The organism is Hoskinsella mucinilytica (genome assembly GCF_045223415.1).
Classification (GTDB): Bacteria; Bacillota_I; Bacilli_A; order Erysipelotrichales; family Erysipelotrichaceae; genus Hoskinsella; species Hoskinsella mucinilytica.
Genome location: NZ_JBEQZJ010000014.1, coordinates 39,129 through 63,597, shown reverse-complemented (window position 1 = coordinate 63,597; position 24,469 = coordinate 39,129). Strand labels below are relative to the sequence as shown.

Below are 24,469 nucleotides of genomic sequence, written 5' to 3'. Positions count from 1 at the left end.
AGAATATTCTTAATTTAGAATATTAAAAAAGCTGAAGCAGTATTCAGCTATTTACAAATTGAAGTATTTGTTGAAATTGTTCTTTGGCATCCTGATAGCCTTGATCATATAAGGCAGTTAATTTATCTACATTTTTTTCTAAACGTCCAATCGTAACAGGCTCTTTTGGTCGTATGACATAGACACTGCCTTCCTTTTCCATGGCATCTATTTCATCTAAGGTGCGATTATATTCGATATGACGTTGTTCCATTGCTTTGATGAAATTTGGATAATTGCGATATGTTTTTCGTATGATAGGTAATAAGTTGTTTTTACCTTTTCGATATTCTTTGCATTGTGTCACAATGATGATATTTTTCTTATAACCCAACTCTTGAAATTTCTTAACGGGGATACTATCTGTGCATCCTCCATCCAATAATTTTAAACCATTGACCTCTACGATCCTTGATAATAAGGGTAGGGAAGCACTGGCACGTACATAGATAACATCATGTTTCATATTAATACATGGTAAATATTCTGCTTTTCCGGTTTCCAAATTACTACAAACAGCATACATTTTTATACCACTGCTATGATATGTTTCATAATCAAAGGGTTCTAATTCATTTGGTATGGTATCATAAACGAATTCTGCGCCGAATAAATCACCTGTCTTAATCAAAGAATGAAAGCTCATATAGCGTTTATCCTTTAGATATTTTGTATTGATACGATAGCTTCGTTTTCGTTGTTTGGAAACATAGCTACAAGCATGACATGCACCTGCGCTGACACCGATCACTCCATTGGTATAAAAGTTTTGTTCGATGAAGAAATCCAATACACCGGCAGTATAGAATCCACGCATTCCACCGCCTTCAAGTACCAATCCTACATTTTCCATAAGTTCACTTCCTTTAGCGGATTCCGCCAGTACATTATAACACAAAATTTTTTCAATTTTTGCTCGTAAGAAAAAATTAAGGAGATAGATCTTCCATACGCAAATCCAATTTATTAGCAAAAAAATCATTGTACCAATCATAGATAAGTGATAGAATAGGACTATAGAAATAGAAAGGAGATTATTCACATGAAACTAATTTTAGCGATTATGTCAAACGATGACAGCCCTGCTGTATCAAGTGCTTTGACAAAAGAAAACTATCAGGTTACTCGTTTAGCAACTACAGGAGGATTCCTGAGAGCTGGAAATACAACATTAATTGTCGGTACAGATGATGATAAGATCGAAAGAGCGATCGAAGTGATTGGTGAATACAGCAGAAGACGTACGGAGGTCGTACCTAGTACAGCATCTTATGATATCGGAAGATATGCGTCATTCCCTGTAGAAGTTCAGGTAGGTGGAGCTACCATCTTTGTGATTGATGTAGAAAAATTTATTAAATTATAATATGTAAGGAAAAGAAGAAAAAGGTTGTGATAACTAAGTTGAAGTAAAAACTTAGGTCACAGCCTTTTTGTTATGTTATCATGGAATCTGATTTATTGATCTTGGTAACAATACGTGTTTTTACCACGTTTCTTTGCTTGATATAGACGTTTATCAGCTGTTTTGAATAATTCCAGATAGGTGTTTCCATCTTCAGGATGCATGGCGATACCGATACTACAATGGATTTGGTAGCTGGAATCTAAACTTAAGGTTATGTTTGATAATTCGCTTAATAATTTTTGACACTTTACTTCTAGCTGAGCGTTACTGAATGGTGCCTGATATCTCATAAATATGACAAACTCATCTCCACCGATTCGACCGATGATATCATCCTTTCTAAAACAAGAGGTCAATGCGGAAGAGAAGGAAGTAAGTGCTTCATCACCTGCGGCATGTCCTAATGTATCATTGATGGACTTAAAATCATCGATATCGATCACAAACATCATATGTCCTTGATCCGGATAGTGAAGCATTTCCTGGTTGATCATATGTTCGATCGTAATTCGATTATAGACTTTTGTCAATCCGTCTTTTTGTGCACGGTCCATTAACTGAATGGTTTTCTTTTTCTCTTTACTGATATCGGAAATACTACCGACGATTCTCAGCAGATATCCTTGATGATCGCTGATTGCTTTTGCGAACACCTTGACCCAAACCTGTTCCCCATTCGCTTTTGGAAGAATGCATTCTATTTGATCGCTTTCTTTATTGCCTGATACCAAGTCCTCAATCAACGGTATATAAGAATGTTGGCTTTGTCCGAATAGTTGATTGGTCAATACAAGGAAATTTTCAAGTTTGGTAGGATATCCATAGTTGGTGTGCCATAATTCAGAAAAGCTAATACAATCTTTACTCATATTCCACTCAAAGATAACCGATTGGGTTTCCTTAAGAATAAGTTGGTTTCGCTCTTCACTGATTTTCAGTTGTTCCTGTGTTTGCTTCATTTCGGTAATATCAATGACCTGAACATAATAATAGGCTTCATTTCCTTCTAAAACGATTTGGCGTTGATCATAAAACCATTGGATTTCATTGTTTTTATTTGTAATGCGATAACTATTGGTCACAATGGTGTTTGGTTTTAGATGATGCAAGGAATCTACTAATACAGTATAATCTTCTTGATGAATCAAGGAAAAGATATTTGTTTTGATCAGATCGATAATTTCATTTTTTTCATATCCTATCAGTTTAGAATTGCCATGTTTGAAGAATATGATGGTTTCAGGTCTTGTAATGACATATTTAAAGCTAGAGCCGGGAGTATTGGCGATGATGGCATCTAAGCGTTGGTTGACTTGTTTTAGATCTTTTGCGTTTTGTATTTGTGAATAAAAGAAATAAATATAAATAAGTAGTAAGATACAGCCAATTTTTATCGCTAGGATAAGGATTTGATGGAAATCAAAACTTAGCTCTGTTTCAACTGTGGAATAAGGGAGAATGCTTAGTAAATACCAATCTGTATTTTTGATGGGAGAATAGAAAGCATAGCGTGTTTTATCATTTAATTGGAAGGTGATGCTACCTTCTTTTTTATTTTGGAGGTCATCTTGCATATGTTGGATGATTGCTTCATCATTATGAAATTTCTTTAACATAGCGAAGAAATTGTCATCATCACTTTGTTGTTGTGTTAAGTTTCTTCCATCACTTTGAATGATAAAAGAGGATACATCTCCGGATAAGAAAGATAATTCAAAATATTTATGAAGATGAGCGGTATTTAGCGTAGCACGTAAAACACCAATGACTTCTTGGTCACGATAAATAGGAACACTCATGACTACAACATCACTTTGATCAATGACACTTGTTGTCAAATTTGATATGAGATAATTTCCTTTCATGCCTTCTTTGTAGTAATCACGATTAGAAGAATCATGTTGAAAATGATCACTGGTAAAAGAAATTCCTTCCGCATTGGTGATCGCAATTCTTGTGAATAGCTCATTTTCTAATAAAGGTTGCAATGCTTGAAAAGAGGCATCTGCTGTGATGTCTTCATTTTGTGATATTAAGGTAGCATATATTTGAAGTATGTGTATTTCATCTTTTAGCTTTTCATAGATGGCAGCATTGGTTTGCTGATTGTTTTCTTCTGTGATCGATGTTAGATTTTCTGTGATTCTTTTCTCGTTTTGAACGCTGTGATCAAAGAAAGAAAAACATAATAGAGAAGCCATGATAAGTAGGAACACAACTTTGATGTAGGTATGGTTGAGTATCTTTTTCATGTGGAACACCTTGCTTTATCTATTTCATTATATCATATAAACGTCACAACCGTAAAAAAGAAGGAAGATAAATTAAGCTTCCTTCTGCTTATTATAAAAACTGATGAGTACTTTAAATACATCTCCATCAATAATGATTTGCATTTTACCGTTCATTAATTCGGTAAAGCTTTTCGCAATGGCAAGGCCCAAACCACTACCATCTGTATTTCTTGATTTATCGCCACGTGTGAAACGTTCTACGATTTCCTCAGGTGTAAAATCAAGTTCATCCTTTGAAACGTTTTTGATTTCGATATCTACTCGACTTTCATAATCAATAACAGAAAGGAATACACGAGTTCCTTCTAGGGCATATTTGGAAACATTGCTAATGAGATTTTCAAATATCCTACATGCTTTTTGTGGATCGAGTTGTATTAGGATCTTTTCATCTGAGAATTGATGTTTTAAAATTAATCGTTTATCATCTAAACTGTGTTTACATTCCATCTCTACTTGTTTCAATAAAGAAATCAAATCAACTTCCATAAAATCCAGAGAAACATTTCCGCTATTTGCTTTGCTGATTTCAAATAGATCTTCAATGAGGTGTTTGAGGCGATCTGCACTTTTTTCCAGTGTGATCAAATAGCTCTTACGTTCTTCTTCGGTTATGTTTTCACCTTTTAATAAATCAATGTAACTGATGATTGCGGTCAATGGTGTTTTTAGATCATGAGAAACGTTGGTGATCAATTCGCTTTTCATACGTTGTGAAATCATTTCTTTTGCGACTGCTTCTTCTATCCCTTGTTGAATACTTGCTAAATCGTCTTTTAAAGGCTCGTAGACGCCTAATTCGGTATCAATCGGGTCTTTATAGTCACCATTGGAAATGCGGCTTGTAATCGTTTTAACGGTGTTGAATTCCTTGATATACTTTTTATGCTTTCGTGTGAAAATAATACAAAGAACAGTACAATATGGAAGGAAGAAGAAGAGACCAAATTGTCCAAACAACAACAATAATACAAGATTCAATAGAATCAAGATTAGAATGCGCTTATTGCTTTCATCTGTGAGATCCATATCATTCAAATAATGATAAAAATCTTTGAACTTTTGTTTGACATTATGTTTCGGATTAAATAATAGACCTGCCTCTAACAAGGCTTCTTTTCTATGTTTTGGTTCAGATATTTTCATTAAACCTATCACATACATTAGGAAGGTAAAGGATGCGATATAACAGAAACAATCCATTCCCAAGGCCCATATACTAGCATTCTCAATGAAATGAGGATAGACATTGAAAGAAGATGATATAAAGCAGAAAGCAAAGATGAAAATACCAACTTCAAGAGGAATATCTCTCAGCATATTGAAAAATTTAGATTCCTTATAACTGGTTTTAGGTATCATAATAGATAAGATGATCATAAGTGTGATGCCTAAAAAATAGACCATTCTATAATTGATGATGAGATGTTCATGATAAACGGCATTGTAGATTTCATTTCCTTGTTCTTCATAGTTATAACCGATCCCGGAATCACTACTAACCGCAAATACAAACGTTAAGTTAGTTAGTTTTTTGAATTTAACCGTTCGTCCATAATCAGTTGCGATTTCATTCAAAATGTTTTGTTTTGTGTTTTTATAACCACTTTCAATCGATGAAAGTTTAAGATTATTTTCGGCTCTCTCTATAAATAAGGTACCTTCTTCATCAAAAGAGAAGGCAACATACCAATCATCGTTATCCGGAATTGTTTTTTGCGTATCCAGATAATTGCTTAATTGCGAATTATTTGTGAAAATGGTACTTTGTGTTTGATGTTGTGTGATGGTAGTATCTTCCTTAGAAGAGGTGGTTGTATCTGAATCTTTTGTTTTTAATGCGTTGTTGTCTTCCAGATAATAATCAATGTTGGCATATTCTACATCAAATTGATACATCACATTAGAAAGTGCACTTTCTGCGATATCTTTCTCATTTCGTGTGAGCTCATCATAGTTTTCTATGAGTAATTCTCCATAAGATGATTTGTCATCATTGGTATATTTTAAATAAATGGGAATGATCCAATTTCCACATTCTTGTCGTAGAAATTCGTCATTATCATTAGCATAAGAATTTTTTTCATTTGCGGACATAAAGTTTTGCTGTTGTTGGTATGCATTGGCAGTTGCGTTATTGACACAATATCCATTCATTGCGAGCATGATCAATGTCATAAATATGATCATTCCTATCAACAATAGATCTACATTCTTTTTATTTTTCATATTCATCTTCCTTTTATTGTTTTTCGATTTTATAACCGACTCCCCAAACAACCTTGATATAACGAGGCTTTTTAGGATTCAGTTCGATCTTTTCTCTTAAATTTCGGATATGAACCATGACTGTTTCTGTATTAATGGCGCTCTCTTTCCAAATACGCTCATAAATTTCTTCACTGGAATATACTCTTCCTGGTGTTTTCATAAAAAGCTCCAAGATCTTAAATTCTAATGGTGTCAGTTGCTTTCGTTCACCATCTACATAGACCTCTTTGCTGTCCTTATGTAATTCGATACCACCGAGAATGCATATATCCTTCGTTTCTTGTTTTTCCTGTGCTATTTTCATAAAACGTTGGTATCTTCTCAATTGAGCGTTGACTCTGGCAATCAATTCCATCGGTGTGAAGGGTTTGGTTACATAATCATCCGCACCGATATTCAAACCGGTAATCTTGTCAATATCTTCACTTTTGGCAGATAACATGATAATTGGAAAATCATAAGATTCTCTTGCTTTCATGGTAAAAGTCACACCATCCATAACAGGCATCATGATATCAACGATGGCCAAATGAACTTCTTGTTTGTCTAAGACATCCATTGCTATTTTACCATTCGCTGCTTTTTTTGTTTCATATCCTTGATTTTTTAAATAAATTTCAATTGCATTTGCAATTTCGATTTCATCTTCTACGATTAAAATTGTCTCATTCATAAAAACCCCTCGCTTTTCTTACATTATACTATATTATTTTTAAAGCGAGAAGTGTCATGGTGTTTCTTTTCCTGCTGATGATCGAGAAATAGCGTTGTACCTAATGTGATCACAAAAGCAGTACATAGCGCACATATCCCTAATAAAAGTAATGTTTGATTCATAGCTTTCCCTCCTTATGATACCGTCATTATAAAATAAAGTTCTAAAGAGCGAAGGGAAGAAAAACAAAAGATTTTCTAAAGACGAATGGGATTTTTACTTGTAAATAGAATAGGGATGCAATACAATAATGTTAAGAGGGGTGTGACGATGAAAAAAATTGTTGAGAATGTAAAGTTCATACAGGATGGCACTCTGGTATTTGGTGATCTATACCTGGAAGATGGTTTTGTGGAACGAATTGATTATAAGACACCGATGATGGAAAGTAAGCTTGCGATTCCTGGCTTTGTTGATATTCACACGCATGGGTGTATGGGAGTTAGTGCAGATGAGTGTGATCCACAACAGCTTCTTGCTTTGGCTGCTTTATATCCTTCTGTGGGAGTAACCTCTTTTTGTCCAACGATATCTTCACGCTCGTTAAAAGAATATGAAGAAGTGATCCTTGCTTATCGTAAAGCGTTTCAAGGGCCATATAAAGGCGCAAGATATATGGGGCTTCATTTAGAAGGACCTTATTTAAACCCTGAGTATCGTGGCGCTTTAAAGCGTAATCAGATACATGAAATCAATCTTGCTGAACTTGAAATCTTTTTAAGTGAATATCATGAGGATATAGCAATCATGACGATTGCTTGTGAAATGGAACATGCACAAGAAGCAATCCGTTTGTTGCATTTATATGGTGTTGAGGTGTCTTTAGGGCATACGAATGCAACATATGAACAGACGGTAGAGGCATTTGATCTTGGTGCTACTCAAATTACTCATTTAGGTAATACCATGCCTAAAGTAAATCATCGAGAACCATCTATGATGGATGCAGTATTTCTCGGGGATTGTTTATGTGAAATCATTATGGATGGTGTCCATATGCAACCATATATGTTGAAGTGGGTCATTCAATTACTTGGAAGTAAACGTATTTGTGCCATTAGTGATAGTAAGTATGCCGGTTTGGATATGCATGGAGAACATGTCATTGATGAACATATCAGTATCATAAACGGTGCGGTATATGTAGATGGCGAATTGAAACGAGGTTGTCGTGATTTATTGACAACATTTCGTTATTTGTATCGAGAAATGCATTATGATCTGATGGATTGTTTGGACATATGTTCTTTAAATGCAGCAAAGATGTTAAAAACTTATGCTCATGAAATCGGTCTTGGTAAAAAAATAGATTTGGTTATTTTGGATCATCAATTAAATTTGGTAGATGTGATCATCAATGGAAGAAGTGCTGTATAGGCACTTCTTTTGTTTTTAGCCTGTTTCAAGGCTGTTTGATAAAAATTAAAGTAAAAGTCTATGATTATGGTAAAAAGCGCTGAAAACGAATAAAAACATGCGAAAACGCAAAAAAAAGAAGCAATATCAAAATTGCTTCTTAAAATGTATTACTGAGGTCTTACAACAGTAAATGCTCCTGAACTACAGTTAGCAGAGTATAATACTGTTTGGTTTCCGTTGAAACCACCGTGTACAGCCATACCGTTACCAGCATAGATTGCAACATGACCATTGTATACCAATACATCACCAGGCTGAGCCTGAGAATAAGATACAGAAGGTCCAAGACTTAAATAATCTGATGGCCAACCATGGAAATAAATACCTGCAGCAGCCAAAGAATTACTTACCAATGCAGTACAATCCTGATTAACACCGATCTGAGACATAGCAGCAGAATAAATGCTTCCATCTGCATTTCCTACATTTGAACTATAAGATGATCCACTTGAAGTAGATCTGCTTGAAGAACTTTCAGAAGCAACTTGTACATCGTTATCTTCTTCTTCCTCTTCAATTGGTGTAGCTACACCGTTCTTATCGAATTTGTATCCTGCATATTCTTCACAGTCATACAACATTTGACCTTTTTTATCAAAATAGTATTTCTTATCATTGATAGTTTTCCAGCCTTTTGTCGCATTACCATAGTTGTCATAGTAATACTTCTCGCCGTCTTTTTCAACCCATCCTTTGTTTAATGTACCATCTTCACTAAAGTTATAGGTTTTACCATCAATTTTTGTTTTACCGGTAGCCATTGAGCCATCAGCATTGAAGTAATATTTTACTCCATCGATTTCCTGATAACCGCTCTTAACATTACCTTCTTCATCAAACAAATAAGTTTTTTCGCCAATCTTCTGAAGACCGGTTACTTTATCTCCGAACTTGTTGAAATAAGATGTCTTTTCTGTGTTCCATCCTGTCAACAGTGTTCCCTTTTCTGTAAATGTGTAATTGTGACCTTCGATGTTCTGTACTCCAGTAACTCTTAAGCCTTCAGCGTTGAAGAAATAAGTTTCTCCATCAATATCCTGCCATCCAGTTACAGGGTGTCCTGCTTCATCGCAGTAATAAGCTCCGTCTTCCAGGATCAACCATCCTGTTTGAGGTTCGTTCTTTTCGTTTATATAAACTCTTTCTGCTCCACTACCTTGCCAACCAGTAGAATTTTCCATTGCGTATACAGTTGTAATTGCTGATCCAGCAGTAGCGACACATAGGAATAATGCGACTTTCTTTGTGTTTTTTTCAATAAAATTCATCTAATCACCTCGACATCAACGCACTCATTGTAACAAACGCCCAAAAGGTTTGCAACCCCAAAAATAAAGAAAACTTACGAAATTGTAATGTTCGAGGATGAATGAAACTTGGTATTTCCGTGATATCCAAAGGCTTTTCTTGAGTTTTGCGAAACTTTAAAAGTTTTTTAAATTATTTTGAATTTCACACATAGTTCACACATTTATAGACAAAAAAACCAAAATTGTACGCTATAAATAGATAAAATCAGAGATTTTGCTTAGTGGTAGCGTTTTCCTTACTCTTTCAGATACCAATATAGGCTTCCGTCACTGCTGTTTTCACCGGTAATGGGGTTGACCTTACGAATGACAATGTTATCACTTGGTTGATACCATACTTCATCTTTGTGTTCGTATAAAGTGTCAAAGGTTTGTTTGAAGATATTTTTACTGACCATGTAATATTCCTTGCCTAGATCTCGATTATCATCAAAGCCGCTCCATATCCCGATCGTATATTCCGGATTAAATCCCATGACCCAAGAATCCCAATCGCTTGTGCCTGATTTCACACCGACTTTGACTTGCGGATTGGAACCATACATGCTAGGTAAGCCATAGGTCTTGTTTTTGACATCATAGGTAGCGGTTAACATTTGATTCAAGATGAGCGTTTCATCTCGTTGTAATAGTCGCTTCGGTTCTATCTTTCGTTCATACAAAGTTTTTTCTTTGGAAGTTATTTTCGAAATCATAGATGGCTCTATATATAAGCCTTCACTGGCAAAGGTATTGTAAATGCTTGAAAGTTGGGTCACAGACATATTGACGCATCCCAAAGCTTCACTGGCATTCGGTTCGGATTGCGTGACACCGAAATCTTTTAATGCATGGTCCAGGGTATCTAATCCGAGAAATAAATGCGTCTTTACTGCGAAGATGTTATCTGACATTGCGATGGCATTGATCATACTGATTTTTTTGTTTGGATAATCGTTGTTGTAATTGGCCGGTTTATATTCATCGTGTTCACCTAGCTGAAATGTCGTTTCTTGTGATAGAAACTGGGTGGAAGGGGTAAAGCCTTGTTGTAAGGCGCAGTAGTATAATAACGGTTTGATCGTACTGGCAATTTGTCTGGAGGAATACATCGCTCGATCATATTGACTGATGGTATAATCTTTGCCTCCTGCTATGGCAAGGATGTTTCCGGTAAATGGTTGTGTAATGGTACCGGCAACTTCCAGATCGTTGTCTGCACTGGTATTTACCTTGATGGCATTGGATAATGCTTTTTGAGCATCAGGATCATAATAGGTGTAAACAGCAACCTCTTGATTCAAATTAATATGCATGGAGTTTAATTGAGATATGACAGCATCTATGTAATACTGCTCGATACCGCTTGTTTGAATATCTTCTTTTGTTGATAACGCCAGTGGTTCCTTCACTGATTTATCATATTCTGCTTTTGATATCAATTCATTTTCGTATAAGATGTTCAGTATCAACTTCTCACGTGCGATAGCGTTGTCAGGATGTAAGAAGGGGGAATAGATACTGGGGCCATTTGGAATACCGATCAACATAGCGACCTGGGCTGTGGTCAGATCCTTCATCTCTTTATCAAAAAAATAATGAGATGCCGCATTGATACCATATACACCATGACCAAAGTAAACGGTATTGAGATAACCTTCCAGAATTTCTGATTTGCTGTATTGCATCTCAAGTCTTGCGGAATCATAAAGCTCTTCTATTTTTCTGGATATCGTTTGTTCATTTGTCAGAAAAAGATTTTTCGCATATTGTTGTGTGATGGTGGAACCACCTTCGACAATGCTACCATGTTTCAGATCCACAAGCAGTGCTTTTGATATTCGAATCGGATCAAAACCGGCATGATAGTAAAATCGTTTATCTTCTACACTGACAAATGCTTTTTGTATAAACTCAGGGATATCATCAATACTGGTCCATTTCATATCCTTCTTAAAATTGGATTCATACATCACATCACCATTCTTATCATAAACGGTGATGTTCTTTCGTTGCTCATCCAGAGACAACGTATCCACATAGGCTGCACCATAAAGCAGTACCATGATGGTCAATATACAAAAAATGAAAGAAAATAAAACCCTTTTGAAAGTTTTCATAACGCCACCTCTATATGAAATAGTTTGTGCATGAATGCCTCTTTCTAAACGAAAGATATCCAATATGTCCAAAATAAATGCAAAAACACATATTATAAAAGTGGAATATAATAAAACGGAAATAATAAGATATCTATGTATCAGAGCGATTGAAAACGCATTCAATCGAAAAATGGGATGCTTTGACAGATCTTGTCTTGTTTAAAATGATAAAATCACATAGTATCCTTATATTATAAAAGTGGAATATGATATAATTAGAATTACTATGTGCATTCTTTTTGCTATATATATAAGGAAGAATGAATAGAAAATATTGTAAATACGAAAGATCGTGTGTGTATGAAAAGAATGACAAAAGACAGCCATTGGCTGTCTAATTAGTATCATAATTATTAGCGTGTTTCTTTGATGGAATGTATTGCTTTTTCATAACAGTTGCCAACTGTTATGACATGTTTTGCTAAACCTTGACGGAAGCTTTTATCTAATAATGCTTTACGATCTTTTTCAAAGAAATAACCACCTTGATATTCAATCAAATGGTCAAAAGCTTCTTTTTCTTTTGCGAATAGATCCATGAGTGTTTTTAGTTCAGTTTCTATTTCAGGACAAAGCGTGAATGCGTGCTCTAGATAAGATTCTAGATAAAATAAATTGGTACCGGTTTGTACCACACAGCTTTGGTAAGTATCCAAAGGTCCTTCTAACATTGTCTCATCTTCAAAGTATTCATCACATAATAATGAATCAGCCCAAGCATCGAAGGCATCCTTACCCATACGCAATTCATCAGTGGAAGGTAAAGCAGCTAATGATGGAATGTTGAGAATAGATTGTTTGATGTTTTCTGCGATAGATGATCGAGGTTTCTTTTTACCGAAGAAAATGAGTGTTTCCACATGTGATAATACACTCTCTACTTGGAAATAATTTTCTGCACAAACCTGATCGATGATCTCATCTTCTATGACTTCACCGCTAAATTGCGACCAACCAATCAGTTGCTTACCTTCTTCTGCATATCCACATATCATAGAACAAACCGGGGGCCCGACAATTCCAAAAGCAAGTACCGGTAATCCTTTATCGATTGATGCGATGATTCTTTGAAGCATTTCTGCTTCGTTCTCTTTGATCTGTGCATGGTCTACATAGGTATATTCATAACCACAGGCATCGAAGGCAGCTTTGATTGGTTTTTGAGTTGCTTTGCAGACATTGGAATAAGAATCATTATAACGCCATTTCGGTTCCAACCATATCTGTGTAAAGAAATCACCGCAGACACCCGCAAAGAAAGCAAAGTCATAAGCCTTATCTTCATGAAAAGCGGACATCACCGAGCGCATACAGCTTGGAAACATATAGTTCTCTGATTTTACCTGATACAGTCGTTCTACATTAGGAATCAGCTTCCTAGATGTAATAAAGCCACCGTTAACTTGAATATTGATATTTAATGGTAAAAAGTAATTTAACTTGCAGATTCCTTTCCGCATTTGTGAAGGCGCAAAACCATGGAAACGTGTAAAAGCTTTAGTAAAGCTCTCAGGTGATTCATAGCCATATTTAAAAGCAACATCAATAATTTTCATTTGATTGTTCACCAATTCCTCACCCGCAAGTGAAAGTCGTCGGTTCTTAATGTAGTCATTGATCGTAAAACCGGTAATGATACTGAATATTTTTTGAAAATACACGCTTGAAATAAAGTATTGACTGGCAATCTTATCGGCGTTGATATCTTCTAGAAGATGATCCTCGATATCATTCAAAGCGTTTTGTACAATATTGATCCATTCCATGTTTTTTTCTCCTCTTTTATTCTTGTATCCATATTGTATCAATTAGTGTTCATTTTGTCCTGTTTTATTATAAGCGGATTTGTCAGATTAATGAACCAAACTTTTTTCTTATATATTATAAGGAAGAGTTTTTATCTTCTACTAGATTGCTATGATATATTGTTCCTATATAATATAAGGAAGCATTTCTGCATTTGCAAATACTGCTATATATATAATATAAGGAAGCATTCTTGATAAGAGTGATTATTTAGAGTAAGTTTTTCATCTTTTTTCATCAAAAAGGTTGCATGAATATAAAATTCTGCTATAATGCTCATGATAAGTGGTGATAACATGAAAAAACATCTTATAGTGAAACAAAAGGATCGATATACAGATGAGAAAAATCTCATGTTTGATGGCTATGTAGATTTTATGAAAAAAGGATCTTTGATTAGCATAGAATATGTAGAAAAAGATCAGACAACAACAGTGAAGGTAAAGGCAGACGATGATGAACTTCAACTTGAACGTAAAGGAGAAATTCAGACACAGCTGTTATTTCGTCACAAGGAAACAACCATTGGAAGCGTACTGTCAGAATTTGGAACGATTGAGTTAGGAATTTATACGCATAAATATATAAGGAAAGATAACATCATCGCTTTGGAATATGACATCCTTAGTGAAGGTGAAGTGACAGATGGCTACCGCATATTATGGATATTGAAGGAGGATCAGGCATGAACCAGATCGAAATGAATTTAAAACATGCTTTGAAGGATGCAGTACAAAATGCTTTTTCTCAAGAATTGTCAGAGAATGATATTGTCATTGAAATCCCAAAGGATAAAAGTCATGGTGATTATTCAACCAATGTTGCGATGCAGTTGACTAGAGTATTGAAGAATAATCCAAGAAAGATAGCTGAAGGAATTTTAGCAGCATTAAACAAGGAACAGGCAGATATTGAAGAATGTGATATTGCAGGACCGGGGTTTATTAATTTTAAAATTAAAAATACGTCTTTGGCTAAGATCATTGAAACCGTTATTCAGGATGGTGATGATTTTGGTCATAATGATACTGGTCATAACATAAAAGTGAATGTAGAATATGTTTCCGCAAATCCAACCGGTGATTTACACTTAGGGCATGCACGTGGTGCAGCTTGGGGTGATAGTATCACTCGTTTGATGAAGGCTAGTGGTTATGACGTATGTCGTGAGTATTATGTAAATGATGCCGGAAACCAGATCATCAATCTTGGGAAATCATTACAAGCCAGATATCGTGAGCATTTAGGTTTAGACTTTGTTCTTCCGGAAGATGGATATCATGGTGAGGATGTAAAGAAGATTGCCATTGAAATTGCCGAAACTTATAAGGATCGTTATGTAGAAGAAAACGAAGCCAATTTGAAATTCTTTAAAGAAAAGGGGATTGAGTTTGAATTAAATAAAATCAAACGTGATTTGGATAACTTCCGTGTACATTTCGATGTATGGAGCAGTGAACAAAGCATTCGTGATGAAGGTAAAGTAGAGGCAGCACTTGCTGTTTTGGATGAAAAAGGTATGACTTATGAAAAGGATGGAGCTCTTTGGTTTGAAACAACGAAGTTCCATGATGATAAAGATCGAGTGTTAAGAAAAACAGATGGATCTTATACGTACCTTGTACCGGATATTGCATATCATAAGGATAAGTTGGATCGTGGCTTTGATTTATTGGTAGACTTGTTAGGTGCAGATCACCATGGTTATATTCCACGTTTGAAGGCAAGTATTGAGGCTTTGGGTAATGATCCGGATAAATTACAAGTTGATATCATTCAGATGGTTCGTCTTGTGGAAAACGGAGAAGAAGTAAAAATGAGCAAACGATTGGGAAATGCAGTTACCATTCGTGAGCTTTGTGATGAAGTTGGTGTAGATGCAGTTCGTTATTTCTTTGTACAACGTGCTGTTGATACACACTTAGATTTTGACTTAGGATTGGCAAGAAAACAAAGCAATGACAATCCTGTTTACTATGCGCAATATGCACATGCCAGAATGTGTTCCATTCTGCGCCAGGCACCTGACATGAAGCAGGCAGAGAATTATGATCTGTTGACTCATGAAAAGGAAATTGCATTAATGAAATACATCAATGAATTTACCAATGTAGTTGCTGATGCTGCCAGAACACGTGCGCCACATAAAGTGTGCAATTACATACAGAAGCTGGCTGCTTATTTCCACAGCTTCTATAATGCATGTAAAGTCATTGACTTAGAGCATGAAGAATTAAGCGCTCAGCGTCTTGCTCTATTAAAAGCAACAAAGATAACATTGAAGAACGCCTTGGAACTGATCGGGGTAGAAGCTATTGAGAAAATGTAGGAGGAATTAAGTTTAACATGAAAAAAGCAATGATCGATGTCGCATATGACCAGTTATCCACGAAGAAAAAACCAATCACTTTCCTAAAAATATGGGAAGAGGTATGTCAGATCATGGGGTTTACACAGGCACAAGAGGAAGATAATATCGCTCAATTTTATAGTGATTTATCTTTAGATGAAAGATTTGTTTGTGTGGGAGAAAACAAATGGGATTTAAGGGAACGTCACACCTATCACGAAGTTGTGGTAGATACAGATGAAATCCTAATTGATGAGGACGAAGAAGATGAAGCAGATGCTATCGAAGAAGTTCCTCCTTTAAAAACAACGGAAGAAGATTATTAAGCACGTTCTGAGAATGTGCTTTTTATATGGGAGCGCTTTATTTATCTAATTACGTGAAATAAATAACAAAAGGCTTTTCAAAAAGGGAAAAATGAAGTAGAATAAGAGTGTAAATGAAATCAAGGAGGAATATACTTATGGCATTAGTTTCAGCAAAAGACATGATCGAAAAAGCTCATGCTGGTCATTACGCAGTCGGAGCATTCAACATTAACAACATGGAATGGATCAAATCTATTTTACTTGCAGCAGAAGAAGCAAAATCACCTGTTATGTTAGGTGTTTCTGAAGGTGCAGGAAAATACATGTGCGGTTTTGAAAATGTAGTTGCAATGGTGAAAGGAATTCATGATTTCTTAGGAATCACTGTTCCAGTTGCATTACACTTAGACCACGGAACTTATGAAGGAGCAAAAGCTTGTATCGCTGCAGGTTTCACTTCTGTTATGTTTGATGGTTCTCACTATGCATTTGATGAAAACTTAGAAAAATCAAAAGAAATGATCGAATTGGCACATTCAAAAGGATTGTCAATCGAATGTGAAGTTGGTGGCATCGGTGGTGAAGAAGACGGTGTTGCTTCTATGGGTGAATTAGCTGATCCAGAAGAATGTAAGACAATCGCTGAATTAGGCGTTGATTTCTTAGCTGCTGGTATCGGAAATATCCATGGTAAATATCCTGCAGATTGGGCTGGATTAAACTTTGATCGTTTAGGAGAAATCCAGGCTTCTACAAATGGTAAACCATTGGTATTACATGGTGGTTCAGGTATCCCTGCAGATCAGATCGCAAAAGCAATCTCTTTAGGTGTATCTAAAATCAATGTAAACACTGAACTTCAGTTAGAGTTTGCTGCAGCAACTCGTGAATACATCGAAGCTGGTAAAGATCAGGCTGGTAAAGGTTACGATCCTCGTAAACTATTAAAACCAGGTGCTGATGCAATTCAGGCAAAAGTTGTTGCTATGATGAATCAGTTCGGTTCTGCTGGAAAAGCTGAATAAGAATATTCAATCAAGACGGTATACTAATGTATATCGTCTTTTTACATATAAGAAAAGCAGACTGTTGTCTGCTTTAGTAACAATACATTCCTTCATTTTCTAACTCAATTTTAATTTCATCCATATCATAAAAAGAAATCATGGTCAGCTGTAATTTTTTCAGTGTATCATAACTAATATCATCAAGTACTATGGTGATATTAAAATATAGATTATCACCATAAAGATATGGTGAGATATAAAATCCATATTCATTTCCATCTATTCCTAACTGATCTAAAACAGCAGACTGTAACTGTACTAAGGTATCAGTATCTATTTGCGATATATCCACTCCAAGATCTTTACTGCTGAATCGAAATTGCATTTCTAATTTATCAACACTTTGATCATAACCGGTGAATGTAAGAAACACTTCATAGCCATTTAAATTACCTTCACAATCAAAACTTTCTTTCTCATAAGGATAGGTGAAAGATGAAGAATAATCTGGAATAGGAGGGTCTTCAGGTATATCGTTTGATGAAGGTAAGGAAAAAGCTAAAATCAAACATAACAATAAGGCTGAAATAGTCGCAGTTATTCCAATTACTGTTTTTTGATGTCTTTTTTTGCATTGCACTTCTAAATCATAATAATCAGATTCATCAATCTGTATTGGTAAGGAAGCTGCTTTCTTCTGTAGATCAGTACCGACATCCAAATGATGCTTTCTACAATATAACATTTCTTCAACTGTGACATAGCGTTTTAGAAAGCTCTCTTTACAATAGGCAGAACATCCTTTCTCTATGATCATGGCGTTATCTGAAGCTGTTCGATGACAATTCGGACATGTTTCCCTTGGTTTCATGGCATATCCACATGCGCAAAGAATGTAAGAATCGCTCATAGATGGGAATATCGTGATATCATGATCTGATAATAAAGCGGAAACAGCTTTGCTTTGTTGATCGTCTGACAACGTTATCTCAAGATTTTCCTCTAAATAAGGATATTCCACTCCTTGTATACGATAAGAAAGAATACTGATGGAATATTCCTTTCCGATCATCTGCAAAGGGAGCTCTATCAAGCACCCTCTAAGACTTGGTTGATAAGAGCGCTTAAGATGCTTGAAATCAAAAACTATGTGTTCTGTTTTTTCATCTCCTGCTTGAATCAGGAAAGTGACTTCTTGTAAAATGTTTTTTGGATTTCGACAGTATAAATAAACCTTTTCATAATGATGTTCTTGTAGAACATGCTCATGGCGAAAAAGCCATATTTGATTATCTAGATTCCATTTTCGATGTCGGTACAAATCAAGTAGAAACTGATGACGATATCTCATGATCAGAACTCCAATTTATCGTCTGTGTTTTGAGTTAATGTTCCATCATCATAAAGTTTTTGATATAAGTCTTGAAGTAAGGTATATTGTTTCTCTTGAATTTCAACCATATTGCCATTGGCATACATATTCAGATAAGCCATAAAACCAATCAAACCAAGCAATCCGATATAAAGTGCGATAAGAAGCAAGATACCGAAGGCCGTACCGGCATTACCGGAAGCGGCGCTTGCGAAGAATCCTAGGACTCCGATGACTGCAAGAATCAACATAAGGGCAAAGAATACATAGAAATAGATTTTCGCAAGTTTTTTCAGTTTTTGTCCACAATTTACACCATTCATGTCTTTCATAAATTTCATTTTTTCTCTCCTCTTCCCATATGGGGTATCGTATAAAAGTATAGCATAAAATGGTTATATATAGCTTTGGTTTGTTTAAGAATGTATATTATGTCTGTATTTGTCGTATTTAGGGATGCTTATTTTCGAATTTCTGAATTTCGCTTCTTTCAGTCAAAAAAAAGCATAGACATCGTGTCTATGCTGCTTAGTTCATGAAAAGGGAATCTCTTATGATAATGATTTTAGATAATTTGCGATTTCTTGGTCTTTACAGTTTGGGTAAAAGTATTCTGCAAAGTGGATACCGGCAATGGTCTCTTTTAAGAAATCTTGATCAATTTCTTTTAAGATCTGAATCAAAGGCTTGTAAGTGATTGCTTTGACATCATCTAATATTTTCTTGTTTCTTTGTTCGGGTTCTCTTCTTTCCTTGGGATAACCTCCTCCAAATGGTTCTGAGAATAGTTTCGCAAACGTATCGTGTAAATTGATTTCTGCGCCCCATCCGAAATTTTGCGCAAATGGCATAGCAATACAATTACCATCATTGACTTGACCAAATAGGTAAGCATCTAAACCATTTGTTACATGACCGCAAATGACATTAGGGAAGGAATTGCATGCTAACATGGCTCCTTGCCCCGTACCACATCCGGTAATAACAAAATCTACGGCACCGGTGGTAAGCAGGATACTTGCAAGCAGGCCGTTTTTTACATACGTAAGTTGAACTTGATCTTCAGCGGTATACATTCCATAATTATAAACGATATGACCTGCCTTTTCTGCTTCTTCCTTTAATACTTCATAAATTTGAGCATTCTTTGATGCCTGTGAATTTTCATTGATCAATGCTATTTTCATATGTTTTCCTCTACTTTCTATTGCGGTTGTTTGCCGATATAAGCAAGAATACCACCGTCTACATAAAGAATATGTCCGTTGACAAAATTGCTTGCATCACTGGCAAGGAATACAGCAGGTCCCATCAAGTCTTCTGGTGTTCCCCAGCGTGCAGCAGGTGTTTTTGATACGATAAACTGGTCGAATGGATGACGAGTGCCGTCTTCTTGGCGTTCACGAAGTGGTGCTGTTTGAGGTGTGGCGATATAACCGGGACCAATGGCGTTACATTGAATATTGGCTTCTCCGAATTCACTACAGATGTTTTTGGTCAACATCTTTAAGCCACCTTTGGCTGCGGCATATGCACTGACCGTTTCTCTCCCCAATTCACTCATCATGCTACAAATATTGATGATCTTTCCATGACCTTTTTGAATCATAGAAGGAAGGACTGCTTTGGATACGATAAAGGGTGCATTTAAATCAACGTCAACGACTGCACGAAAGTCTTCAACGTTCATATCAAGCATAGGAATTCGTTTGATGATACCGGCATTGTTGACTAAAATATCAATGACACCAACTTCTGTTTCTATTTGTTTTACCATTTGTTTTACTGCTGTTTCATCACATACATCACAGACATAACCATGTACCGCAATACCTTCAGCCTTATATGCCTGTATCGCTTTGTCTACTGATTCTTGTCTGTTGGTATTAAATACAATGGTTGCTCCTGCTTGATGCATTGCTTTTGCTATCGCAAAGCCGATACCATAAGCAGCACCTGTGATCAAAGCAACTTTTCCTTTTAGAGAAAAGGAATCCATCGAAAATTCTTTCATAATCATCCTCCTAACGTTGTACTCGTCCTGAGCCATCTCCATTGGCCAAGGTTTCTACCTCATCTACACTGACACGGTTATAATCGCCTTCGATAGAGTGTTTTAATGCGGATGCAGCTACCGCAAATTCAATGATGGTTTGTGGTTGCTTTTTCATTAGCATGGCATAAATTAAGCCGGCACCAAAGGAATCTCCTCCACCAACACGGTCTACAATGTGAAGGGGGTAGGTCTTGGAGAAGTAGGCTTGGTGATTGATATATAGCATTGCGGCCCAATTGTTATCGGATGCGGAAATACTTTCACGAAGCGTGATCGCTACCGCTTTAAAATCAAAGGTTTCCACAAGTTTTTTTGCGACATCTACATAGCTATCATGATCTAGTTTTCCACTATTCACATCTGTATGTTTCGCTTTGATACCAAATACCTTTTCTGCATCTTCTTCATTGGCAATACATACATCGACATATTGCATGATACTACTCATCACTTCTCCTGCTTTTTTGCTTGACCAAAGCTTCTTACGGAAGTTAAGGTCACAAGATATTGTAAGACCTTCTTCTTTTGCGGCTTTGCATGCTTGCATGGTAATGTAAGCAAGTGTATCGTTCAAAGCCGGTGTAATACCTGTGAAATGAAACCAATCAGCACCATCAAAAATTTCTTTCCAGTTAAAATCTTCGGGAATTGCTTGTGCAATGGCTGAGTATGCTCGATCGTAAATAACCTGTGAAGCACGTTGAGATGCGCCTTTTTCTAAATAATAAATTCCAACACGATCGCCACCTCTTGTAATATAAGTGGTATCTACGCCATATTTTCTTAAATCATTGATTGCACATTGACCGATCGAATGAGTCGGAAGCTTGGTAATAAAAGCAGCTTGGATACCGAAGTTTGCTAGTGAAACCGCTACATTGGCTTCTCCACCACCAAAGGTTGCTTCTAACTCGTTTGCTTGGGTAAATCGCTCATAACCATGTGGTGCCAAACGTAACATAATTTCACCGAATGTAATGACCTTCATATTAAACCTCCATATCTACATCAGGATGGATCAAATGGATACCAAAACCTGAAAGCTCCATATCTAAATAGACAAAGTTGATAAGATTTGTTTGTTTGTTTCGTGTGATCGTGCTCTCGTCAAAGCGAACACCTTTTTTTTGAAGCTGATACATAGCACGCATCACATAGTTTGTATAAATACCGATGTGACCATGGCTTCCTTTTCCTAATCCGTGTAAGATCTCAAATCCTTTTCCGGCGAACTTTGATTTCGGCTTTTGATATGGATGAAAGTCAAAGAGTTGACATAGTGTATCCGCAGTATGTTGGGCTTCTTGTATATTGTCACTGTTGATACCGATATGGATCAAGGAAAAACCTAGCATTGTTTTGATTGCCTTCTTACAAAGGGTACGAATGGCATCCCAATTTTTTGTACTGACGAATTCATTAGGAAGCATAAAGCTTCCACCAACTGCAAGCACATTTGGAAGGGAAAGATAGTCATGTAGATTACTTTCGTTGATACCACCGGTTGGTAGAAATGTGATATCAGGATATGGAGCGGCAAAGTCTTTTAATTTTTTTGCGCCTCCACTACTTTCTGCGGGAAAGAATTTTAATGTATGAAGACCATAGGATAAGGCCTCTTCTATTTCACTTGCGGTAGAAACGCCTGGATAAACAACAACATCGTGTTCGATGCACCATGCAACCACTGCTTTATTGAATCCCGGTGTAATGATGAAGGATGCACCGGCTTCTACGGCTTCTTTTGCCTGATCTATCGTTAGAACAGTACCTGCACCTACTAGCATATCCGGTAATTCTTTATGAATGGTAGCAATCGCATCGGTTGCATAAGCACTGCGGAAAGTGATTTCCGCAACATCGATGCCTCCCTCATATAAGGCTTTAGCTAAGGGAAATGCATCCTCTTTATTTAGAATTTTCACAACGGGCACGATGCCGATTTGTGAAATACGGTTTGTTAAATCAATCATAGAATCCCTGCTTTCTTTTTTATCACGTGTGTCTAGTACGTTTCGTTTACTTGTTAGTAAACCAGTTCACTAACAGTATAGTTTGGTAAACCGGTTTTGTCAATAGACTCGCATAAAAATCTTTTTCTTCTTTATTTTTCTATCATATATAAGAAAACGCTTTCTTTAACTATAAATGAATTCAAAATATTTTTGTGAAAAGCATTGACAAGGAACCCCTTTCAACATATAATGGAGTCGTCTAGTAAACCAGTTTACTTTTAAGAAGAGAGTTCTCAACGATCAGGAGGTTGAAGCGTATGGTAAGAAAGGTGAACATCGAGCAAATCGAAAAGAAAGAAGAGTTTCTTAAAACACCGGCCATCACCAAAGAAGAATTAACTACAGCCTTTGAAGAATGCATGAAACAGGTTGACCTGAATATGCAGTACTTCAAAGATAAATTTCCATACTCCGCTACCAAGCAATTGAAATATCCAATCATTGAAAATATTGAATGGACCGATGGCTTTTGGACAGGCATGCTATGGTTGGCTTATGAATATTCCCACAAGGAAGCTTATCGTGAGCTTGCAAATCGCAATGTGGAAAGTTTCCTTTATCGAATAGAGCATAACATCGAACTGGATCATCATGATTTAGGATTTCTCTATTCTTTATCCTGTGTGAGTGGTTATAAATTAACGCAAAATGAGCATGCAAAAAAAGCGGCATTGCTTGCGGCGGATAAACTATTAACACGATGGCAAGAAAAAGGGGAATTTCTACAAGCATGGGGTCCTCTTGACAGTAAGGAGCACTATCGTTTCATTATTGACTGTATGTTGAATATTCCATTGTTATATTGGGCAAGTGAAACAAGTGGCGATCCAAACTATGCATCCATTGCACAACGTCATTTTGAAACAAGCTGTCGCTATGTCATTCGTGATGATGCAAGTGCCTTTCATACCTTTTACATGAATCCTGAAACGGGAGGTCCGGATCATGGCGCAACACGTCAGGGATATTGTGATGATAGTGCATGGGCTCGTGGTCAAGCATGGGGTATCTATGGCATTCCTTTAAATATACGATATACAAAGCAAATAGAATATATGGATTTATATAAAGGCATGACCAATTATTTCCTCAATCGTTTGCCAAAGGACAATATATGTTATTGGGATCTGATTTTCACTGATGATCCTAACCAATCAAGAGATTCCAGTGCTGCGGCAATTGCTGTTTGCGGTATGTTAGAAATGGATCATAACTTATCTGATCATGATCTTGATAAAGCAGTATATCGAGGCGCAAGTGCGAATATCCTTCGTTCATTGATGAAAAATTATACATCATCTAAACATGAACAAGGAGATCCGATTTTATATCATGGAGTATATTCTTGGCATAGTGGCAAGGGCGTAGATGAGGGAAATATATGGGGCGATTATTTCTATATGGAAGCATTGCTTCGTCAGCTAAAGAATTGGGATCCATATTGGTAAGGAGGAACAAGATATGACAACACCAAATATCGTTATGACAAGAATAGACGAACGTTTAGTACATGGACAAGGACAGCTTTGGGTCAAATCACTTGGCGTAAATACTGTTATCGTCGCAAATGATGAAGCCGCTAAAGATGCGATGGCGCAAACATTGATGAAAACGGTTATTCCAAAGGAAGTTGCGATGCGCTTTTATTCCGTACAAAAAGTAATCGATATGATTTATAAAGCTAATCCGGCACAAACGATTTTTCTCATCGTGAAAAATTGTGAGGATGCCTTACGTTTGGTAGAAGGTGGCGTACCTTTGAAGAAAATCAATATCGGAAATATTCATAATGCAGAAGGAAAAGAAAAAGTGACACGTTCTATTTTCCTAGGCAAAGAAGATAAAGCAGCTTTATCAAAAATGATCAATGAGTATCAAATTGAGTTCAATACGCAGACAACGCCAAGTGGCAATGATGGAAGCGTACAGGTAGATATCAAAAGCTACCTATAAGAAAG

At 36.3% G+C, this 24,469-nt stretch carries 22 protein-coding genes; 8 read left to right on the top strand and 14 right to left on the bottom strand.

What is annotated here, in order from left to right; genetic code table 11:
* Positions 1-43 precede the first annotated feature (43 nt).
* Positions 44-892 carry a patatin-like phospholipase family protein gene (locus UGRO018_RS06650; RefSeq protein WP_416325687.1) on the bottom strand — a complete coding sequence of 283 codons (849 nt, stop codon included), beginning with the start codon at positions 890-892 and terminating at the stop codon, positions 44-46.
* Positions 893-1,081: 189 nt separating this feature from the next.
* On the opposite strand from UGRO018_RS06650, the gene UGRO018_RS06645 reads away from it, so the two are divergent.
* Positions 1,082-1,405 carry a cyclic-di-AMP receptor gene (locus tag UGRO018_RS06645; protein WP_002606956.1) on the top strand — a complete coding sequence of 108 codons (324 nt, stop codon included), beginning with the start codon at positions 1,082-1,084 and terminating at the stop codon, positions 1,403-1,405.
* A 92-nt stretch (positions 1,406-1,497) separates the two neighbouring features.
* Here UGRO018_RS06645 and UGRO018_RS06640 read toward each other — a convergent pair whose 3' ends face one another.
* The 4 genes from UGRO018_RS06640 to UGRO018_RS06625 all read right to left on the bottom strand — a co-directional run bounded on the left by UGRO018_RS06640 (position 1,498) and on the right by UGRO018_RS06625 (position 6,849).
* On the bottom strand, positions 1,498-3,699 hold the full coding sequence (locus UGRO018_RS06640; protein WP_416325686.1) for a sensor domain-containing diguanylate cyclase: 2,202 nt from the start codon (positions 3,697-3,699) through the stop codon (positions 1,498-1,500).
* A gap of 72 nt (positions 3,700-3,771) precedes the next feature.
* Positions 3,772-5,970: a sensor histidine kinase gene (locus UGRO018_RS06635; RefSeq protein ID WP_416325685.1), complete on the bottom strand. Its 2,199-nt coding sequence runs from the start codon at positions 5,968-5,970 to the stop codon at positions 3,772-3,774.
* 13 nt (positions 5,971-5,983) lie between these two features.
* Positions 5,984-6,685, bottom strand: a complete 702-nt coding sequence (locus tag UGRO018_RS06630; protein ID WP_416325684.1) for a response regulator transcription factor — start codon at positions 6,683-6,685, stop codon at positions 5,984-5,986.
* Positions 6,686-6,708: 23 nt separating this feature from the next.
* Positions 6,709-6,849 carry a hypothetical protein gene (locus UGRO018_RS06625; protein WP_416325683.1) on the bottom strand — a complete coding sequence of 47 codons (141 nt, stop codon included), beginning with the start codon at positions 6,847-6,849 and terminating at the stop codon, positions 6,709-6,711.
* 148 nt (positions 6,850-6,997) lie between these two features.
* Between UGRO018_RS06625 and UGRO018_RS06620 the strand changes: the two genes are divergently transcribed.
* Positions 6,998-8,104 carry an N-acetylglucosamine-6-phosphate deacetylase gene (locus UGRO018_RS06620; RefSeq protein WP_416325682.1) on the top strand — a complete coding sequence of 369 codons (1,107 nt, stop codon included), beginning with the start codon at positions 6,998-7,000 and terminating at the stop codon, positions 8,102-8,104.
* A gap of 149 nt (positions 8,105-8,253) precedes the next feature.
* Here the strand turns inward: UGRO018_RS06620 and UGRO018_RS06615 are convergent, their stop codons facing one another.
* The 3 genes from UGRO018_RS06615 to UGRO018_RS06605 all read right to left on the bottom strand — a co-directional run bounded on the left by UGRO018_RS06615 (position 8,254) and on the right by UGRO018_RS06605 (position 13,363).
* Positions 8,254-9,414 carry an NlpC/P60 family protein gene (locus tag UGRO018_RS06615; protein WP_416325681.1) on the bottom strand — a complete coding sequence of 387 codons (1,161 nt, stop codon included), beginning with the start codon at positions 9,412-9,414 and terminating at the stop codon, positions 8,254-8,256.
* Positions 9,415-9,692: 278 nt separating this feature from the next.
* Positions 9,693-11,555 carry a transglycosylase domain-containing protein gene (locus UGRO018_RS06610; protein WP_416325680.1) on the bottom strand — a complete coding sequence of 621 codons (1,863 nt, stop codon included), beginning with the start codon at positions 11,553-11,555 and terminating at the stop codon, positions 9,693-9,695.
* A 395-nt stretch (positions 11,556-11,950) separates the two neighbouring features.
* Positions 11,951-13,363: a helix-turn-helix domain-containing protein gene (locus tag UGRO018_RS06605; RefSeq protein ID WP_416325679.1), complete on the bottom strand. Its 1,413-nt coding sequence runs from the start codon at positions 13,361-13,363 to the stop codon at positions 11,951-11,953.
* Positions 13,364-13,699: 336 nt separating this feature from the next.
* On the opposite strand from UGRO018_RS06605, the gene UGRO018_RS06600 reads away from it, so the two are divergent.
* The 4 genes from UGRO018_RS06600 (at position 13,700) to fba (ending at position 17,086) form a co-directional block, all read left to right on the top strand.
* The gene (locus tag UGRO018_RS06600; RefSeq protein WP_416325678.1) at positions 13,700-14,092 is read left to right on the top strand and encodes a YwiB family protein; all 393 of its coding nucleotides are present in this window, start codon (positions 13,700-13,702) and stop codon (positions 14,090-14,092) included.
* Positions 14,089-15,732 carry an arginine--tRNA ligase gene (gene argS / locus UGRO018_RS06595; protein WP_416325677.1) on the top strand — a complete coding sequence of 548 codons (1,644 nt, stop codon included), beginning with the start codon at positions 14,089-14,091 and terminating at the stop codon, positions 15,730-15,732. The genes UGRO018_RS06600 and argS overlap by 4 nt, the downstream gene beginning before the upstream one ends.
* Positions 15,733-15,749: 17 nt before the next feature.
* Positions 15,750-16,079 carry a DNA-directed RNA polymerase subunit delta gene (gene rpoE / locus UGRO018_RS06590; protein ID WP_416325676.1) on the top strand — a complete coding sequence of 110 codons (330 nt, stop codon included), beginning with the start codon at positions 15,750-15,752 and terminating at the stop codon, positions 16,077-16,079.
* A 137-nt stretch (positions 16,080-16,216) separates the two neighbouring features.
* Positions 16,217-17,086 (top strand): class II fructose-1,6-bisphosphate aldolase, encoded by an 870-nt coding sequence (fba, locus tag UGRO018_RS06585; RefSeq protein WP_416325675.1) that lies wholly within the window; start codon positions 16,217-16,219, stop codon positions 17,084-17,086.
* Between the two features lie 73 nt (positions 17,087-17,159).
* On the opposite strand, the gene UGRO018_RS06580 is transcribed toward fba, so the two are convergent.
* The 6 genes from UGRO018_RS06580 to UGRO018_RS06555 form a co-directional block, all read right to left on the bottom strand.
* Positions 17,160-18,419 carry a hypothetical protein gene (locus tag UGRO018_RS06580; RefSeq protein ID WP_416325674.1) on the bottom strand — a complete coding sequence of 420 codons (1,260 nt, stop codon included), beginning with the start codon at positions 18,417-18,419 and terminating at the stop codon, positions 17,160-17,162.
* 2 nt (positions 18,420-18,421) lie between these two features.
* A complete protein-coding gene (locus UGRO018_RS06575) occupies positions 18,422-18,781 on the bottom strand; it encodes a hypothetical protein (protein WP_416325673.1) in 360 nt (119 codons plus the stop codon).
* 210 nt (positions 18,782-18,991) lie between these two features.
* Complete coding sequence (locus tag UGRO018_RS06570; protein ID WP_416325672.1) at positions 18,992-19,627, bottom strand: RpiB/LacA/LacB family sugar-phosphate isomerase; 636 nt, start codon at positions 19,625-19,627, stop codon at positions 18,992-18,994.
* A 17-nt stretch (positions 19,628-19,644) separates the two neighbouring features.
* The gene (locus UGRO018_RS06565) at positions 19,645-20,454 is read right to left on the bottom strand and encodes a gluconate 5-dehydrogenase (protein WP_416325671.1); all 810 of its coding nucleotides are present in this window, start codon (positions 20,452-20,454) and stop codon (positions 19,645-19,647) included.
* Between the two features lie 10 nt (positions 20,455-20,464).
* Positions 20,465-21,484 carry a PfkB family carbohydrate kinase gene (locus UGRO018_RS06560; protein ID WP_416325670.1) on the bottom strand — a complete coding sequence of 340 codons (1,020 nt, stop codon included), beginning with the start codon at positions 21,482-21,484 and terminating at the stop codon, positions 20,465-20,467.
* 1 nt (position 21,485) lies between these two features.
* Positions 21,486-22,469 (bottom strand): bifunctional 4-hydroxy-2-oxoglutarate aldolase/2-dehydro-3-deoxy-phosphogluconate aldolase, encoded by a 984-nt coding sequence (locus UGRO018_RS06555; RefSeq protein ID WP_416325669.1) that lies wholly within the window; start codon positions 22,467-22,469, stop codon positions 21,486-21,488.
* A gap of 299 nt (positions 22,470-22,768) precedes the next feature.
* Here UGRO018_RS06555 and UGRO018_RS06550 point away from each other — a divergent pair, with 299 nt between their 5' ends.
* Positions 22,769-23,959, top strand: coding sequence for a glycoside hydrolase family 88 protein (locus UGRO018_RS06550; protein WP_416325668.1), 1,191 nt, complete (start codon positions 22,769-22,771; stop codon positions 23,957-23,959).
* A 13-nt stretch (positions 23,960-23,972) separates the two neighbouring features.
* The gene (locus UGRO018_RS06545) at positions 23,973-24,464 is read left to right on the top strand and encodes a PTS sugar transporter subunit IIB (protein WP_416325667.1); all 492 of its coding nucleotides are present in this window, start codon (positions 23,973-23,975) and stop codon (positions 24,462-24,464) included.
* The last annotated feature ends 5 nt before the right edge of the window (positions 24,465-24,469 follow it).

What these genes read in the sequence shown, in the direction of transcription:
- UGRO018_RS06650 (WP_416325687.1), bottom strand. Translation starts at nt 892, where the DNA reads ATGGAAAATGTAGGATTGGTACTTGAAGGCGGTGGAATGCGTGGATTC.
- UGRO018_RS06645 (WP_002606956.1), top strand. Translation starts at nt 1,082, where the DNA reads ATGAAACTAATTTTAGCGATTATGTCAAACGATGACAGCCCTGCTGTA.
- UGRO018_RS06640 (WP_416325686.1), bottom strand. Translation starts at nt 3,699, where the DNA reads ATGAAAAAGATACTCAACCATACCTACATCAAAGTTGTGTTCCTACTT.
- UGRO018_RS06635 (WP_416325685.1), bottom strand. Translation starts at nt 5,970, where the DNA reads ATGAAAAATAAAAAGAATGTAGATCTATTGTTGATAGGAATGATCATA.
- UGRO018_RS06630 (WP_416325684.1), bottom strand. Translation starts at nt 6,685, where the DNA reads ATGAATGAGACAATTTTAATCGTAGAAGATGAAATCGAAATTGCAAAT.
- UGRO018_RS06625 (WP_416325683.1), bottom strand. Translation starts at nt 6,849, where the DNA reads ATGAATCAAACATTACTTTTATTAGGGATATGTGCGCTATGTACTGCT.
- UGRO018_RS06620 (WP_416325682.1), top strand. Translation starts at nt 6,998, where the DNA reads ATGAAAAAAATTGTTGAGAATGTAAAGTTCATACAGGATGGCACTCTG.
- UGRO018_RS06615 (WP_416325681.1), bottom strand. Translation starts at nt 9,414, where the DNA reads ATGAATTTTATTGAAAAAAACACAAAGAAAGTCGCATTATTCCTATGT.
- UGRO018_RS06610 (WP_416325680.1), bottom strand. Translation starts at nt 11,555, where the DNA reads ATGAAAACTTTCAAAAGGGTTTTATTTTCTTTCATTTTTTGTATATTG.
- UGRO018_RS06605 (WP_416325679.1), bottom strand. Translation starts at nt 13,363, where the DNA reads ATGGAATGGATCAATATTGTACAAAACGCTTTGAATGATATCGAGGAT.
- UGRO018_RS06600 (WP_416325678.1), top strand. Translation starts at nt 13,700, where the DNA reads ATGAAAAAACATCTTATAGTGAAACAAAAGGATCGATATACAGATGAG.
- argS (WP_416325677.1), top strand. Translation starts at nt 14,089, where the DNA reads ATGAACCAGATCGAAATGAATTTAAAACATGCTTTGAAGGATGCAGTA.
- rpoE (WP_416325676.1), top strand. Translation starts at nt 15,750, where the DNA reads ATGAAAAAAGCAATGATCGATGTCGCATATGACCAGTTATCCACGAAG.
- fba (WP_416325675.1), top strand. Translation starts at nt 16,217, where the DNA reads ATGGCATTAGTTTCAGCAAAAGACATGATCGAAAAAGCTCATGCTGGT.
- UGRO018_RS06580 (WP_416325674.1), bottom strand. Translation starts at nt 18,419, where the DNA reads ATGAGATATCGTCATCAGTTTCTACTTGATTTGTACCGACATCGAAAA.
- UGRO018_RS06575 (WP_416325673.1), bottom strand. Translation starts at nt 18,781, where the DNA reads ATGAAATTTATGAAAGACATGAATGGTGTAAATTGTGGACAAAAACTG.
- UGRO018_RS06570 (WP_416325672.1), bottom strand. Translation starts at nt 19,627, where the DNA reads ATGAAAATAGCATTGATCAATGAAAATTCACAGGCATCAAAGAATGCT.
- UGRO018_RS06565 (WP_416325671.1), bottom strand. Translation starts at nt 20,454, where the DNA reads ATGAAAGAATTTTCGATGGATTCCTTTTCTCTAAAAGGAAAAGTTGCT.
- UGRO018_RS06560 (WP_416325670.1), bottom strand. Translation starts at nt 21,484, where the DNA reads ATGAAGGTCATTACATTCGGTGAAATTATGTTACGTTTGGCACCACAT.
- UGRO018_RS06555 (WP_416325669.1), bottom strand. Translation starts at nt 22,469, where the DNA reads ATGATTGATTTAACAAACCGTATTTCACAAATCGGCATCGTGCCCGTT.
- UGRO018_RS06550 (WP_416325668.1), top strand. Translation starts at nt 22,769, where the DNA reads ATGGTAAGAAAGGTGAACATCGAGCAAATCGAAAAGAAAGAAGAGTTT.
- UGRO018_RS06545 (WP_416325667.1), top strand. Translation starts at nt 23,973, where the DNA reads ATGACAACACCAAATATCGTTATGACAAGAATAGACGAACGTTTAGTA.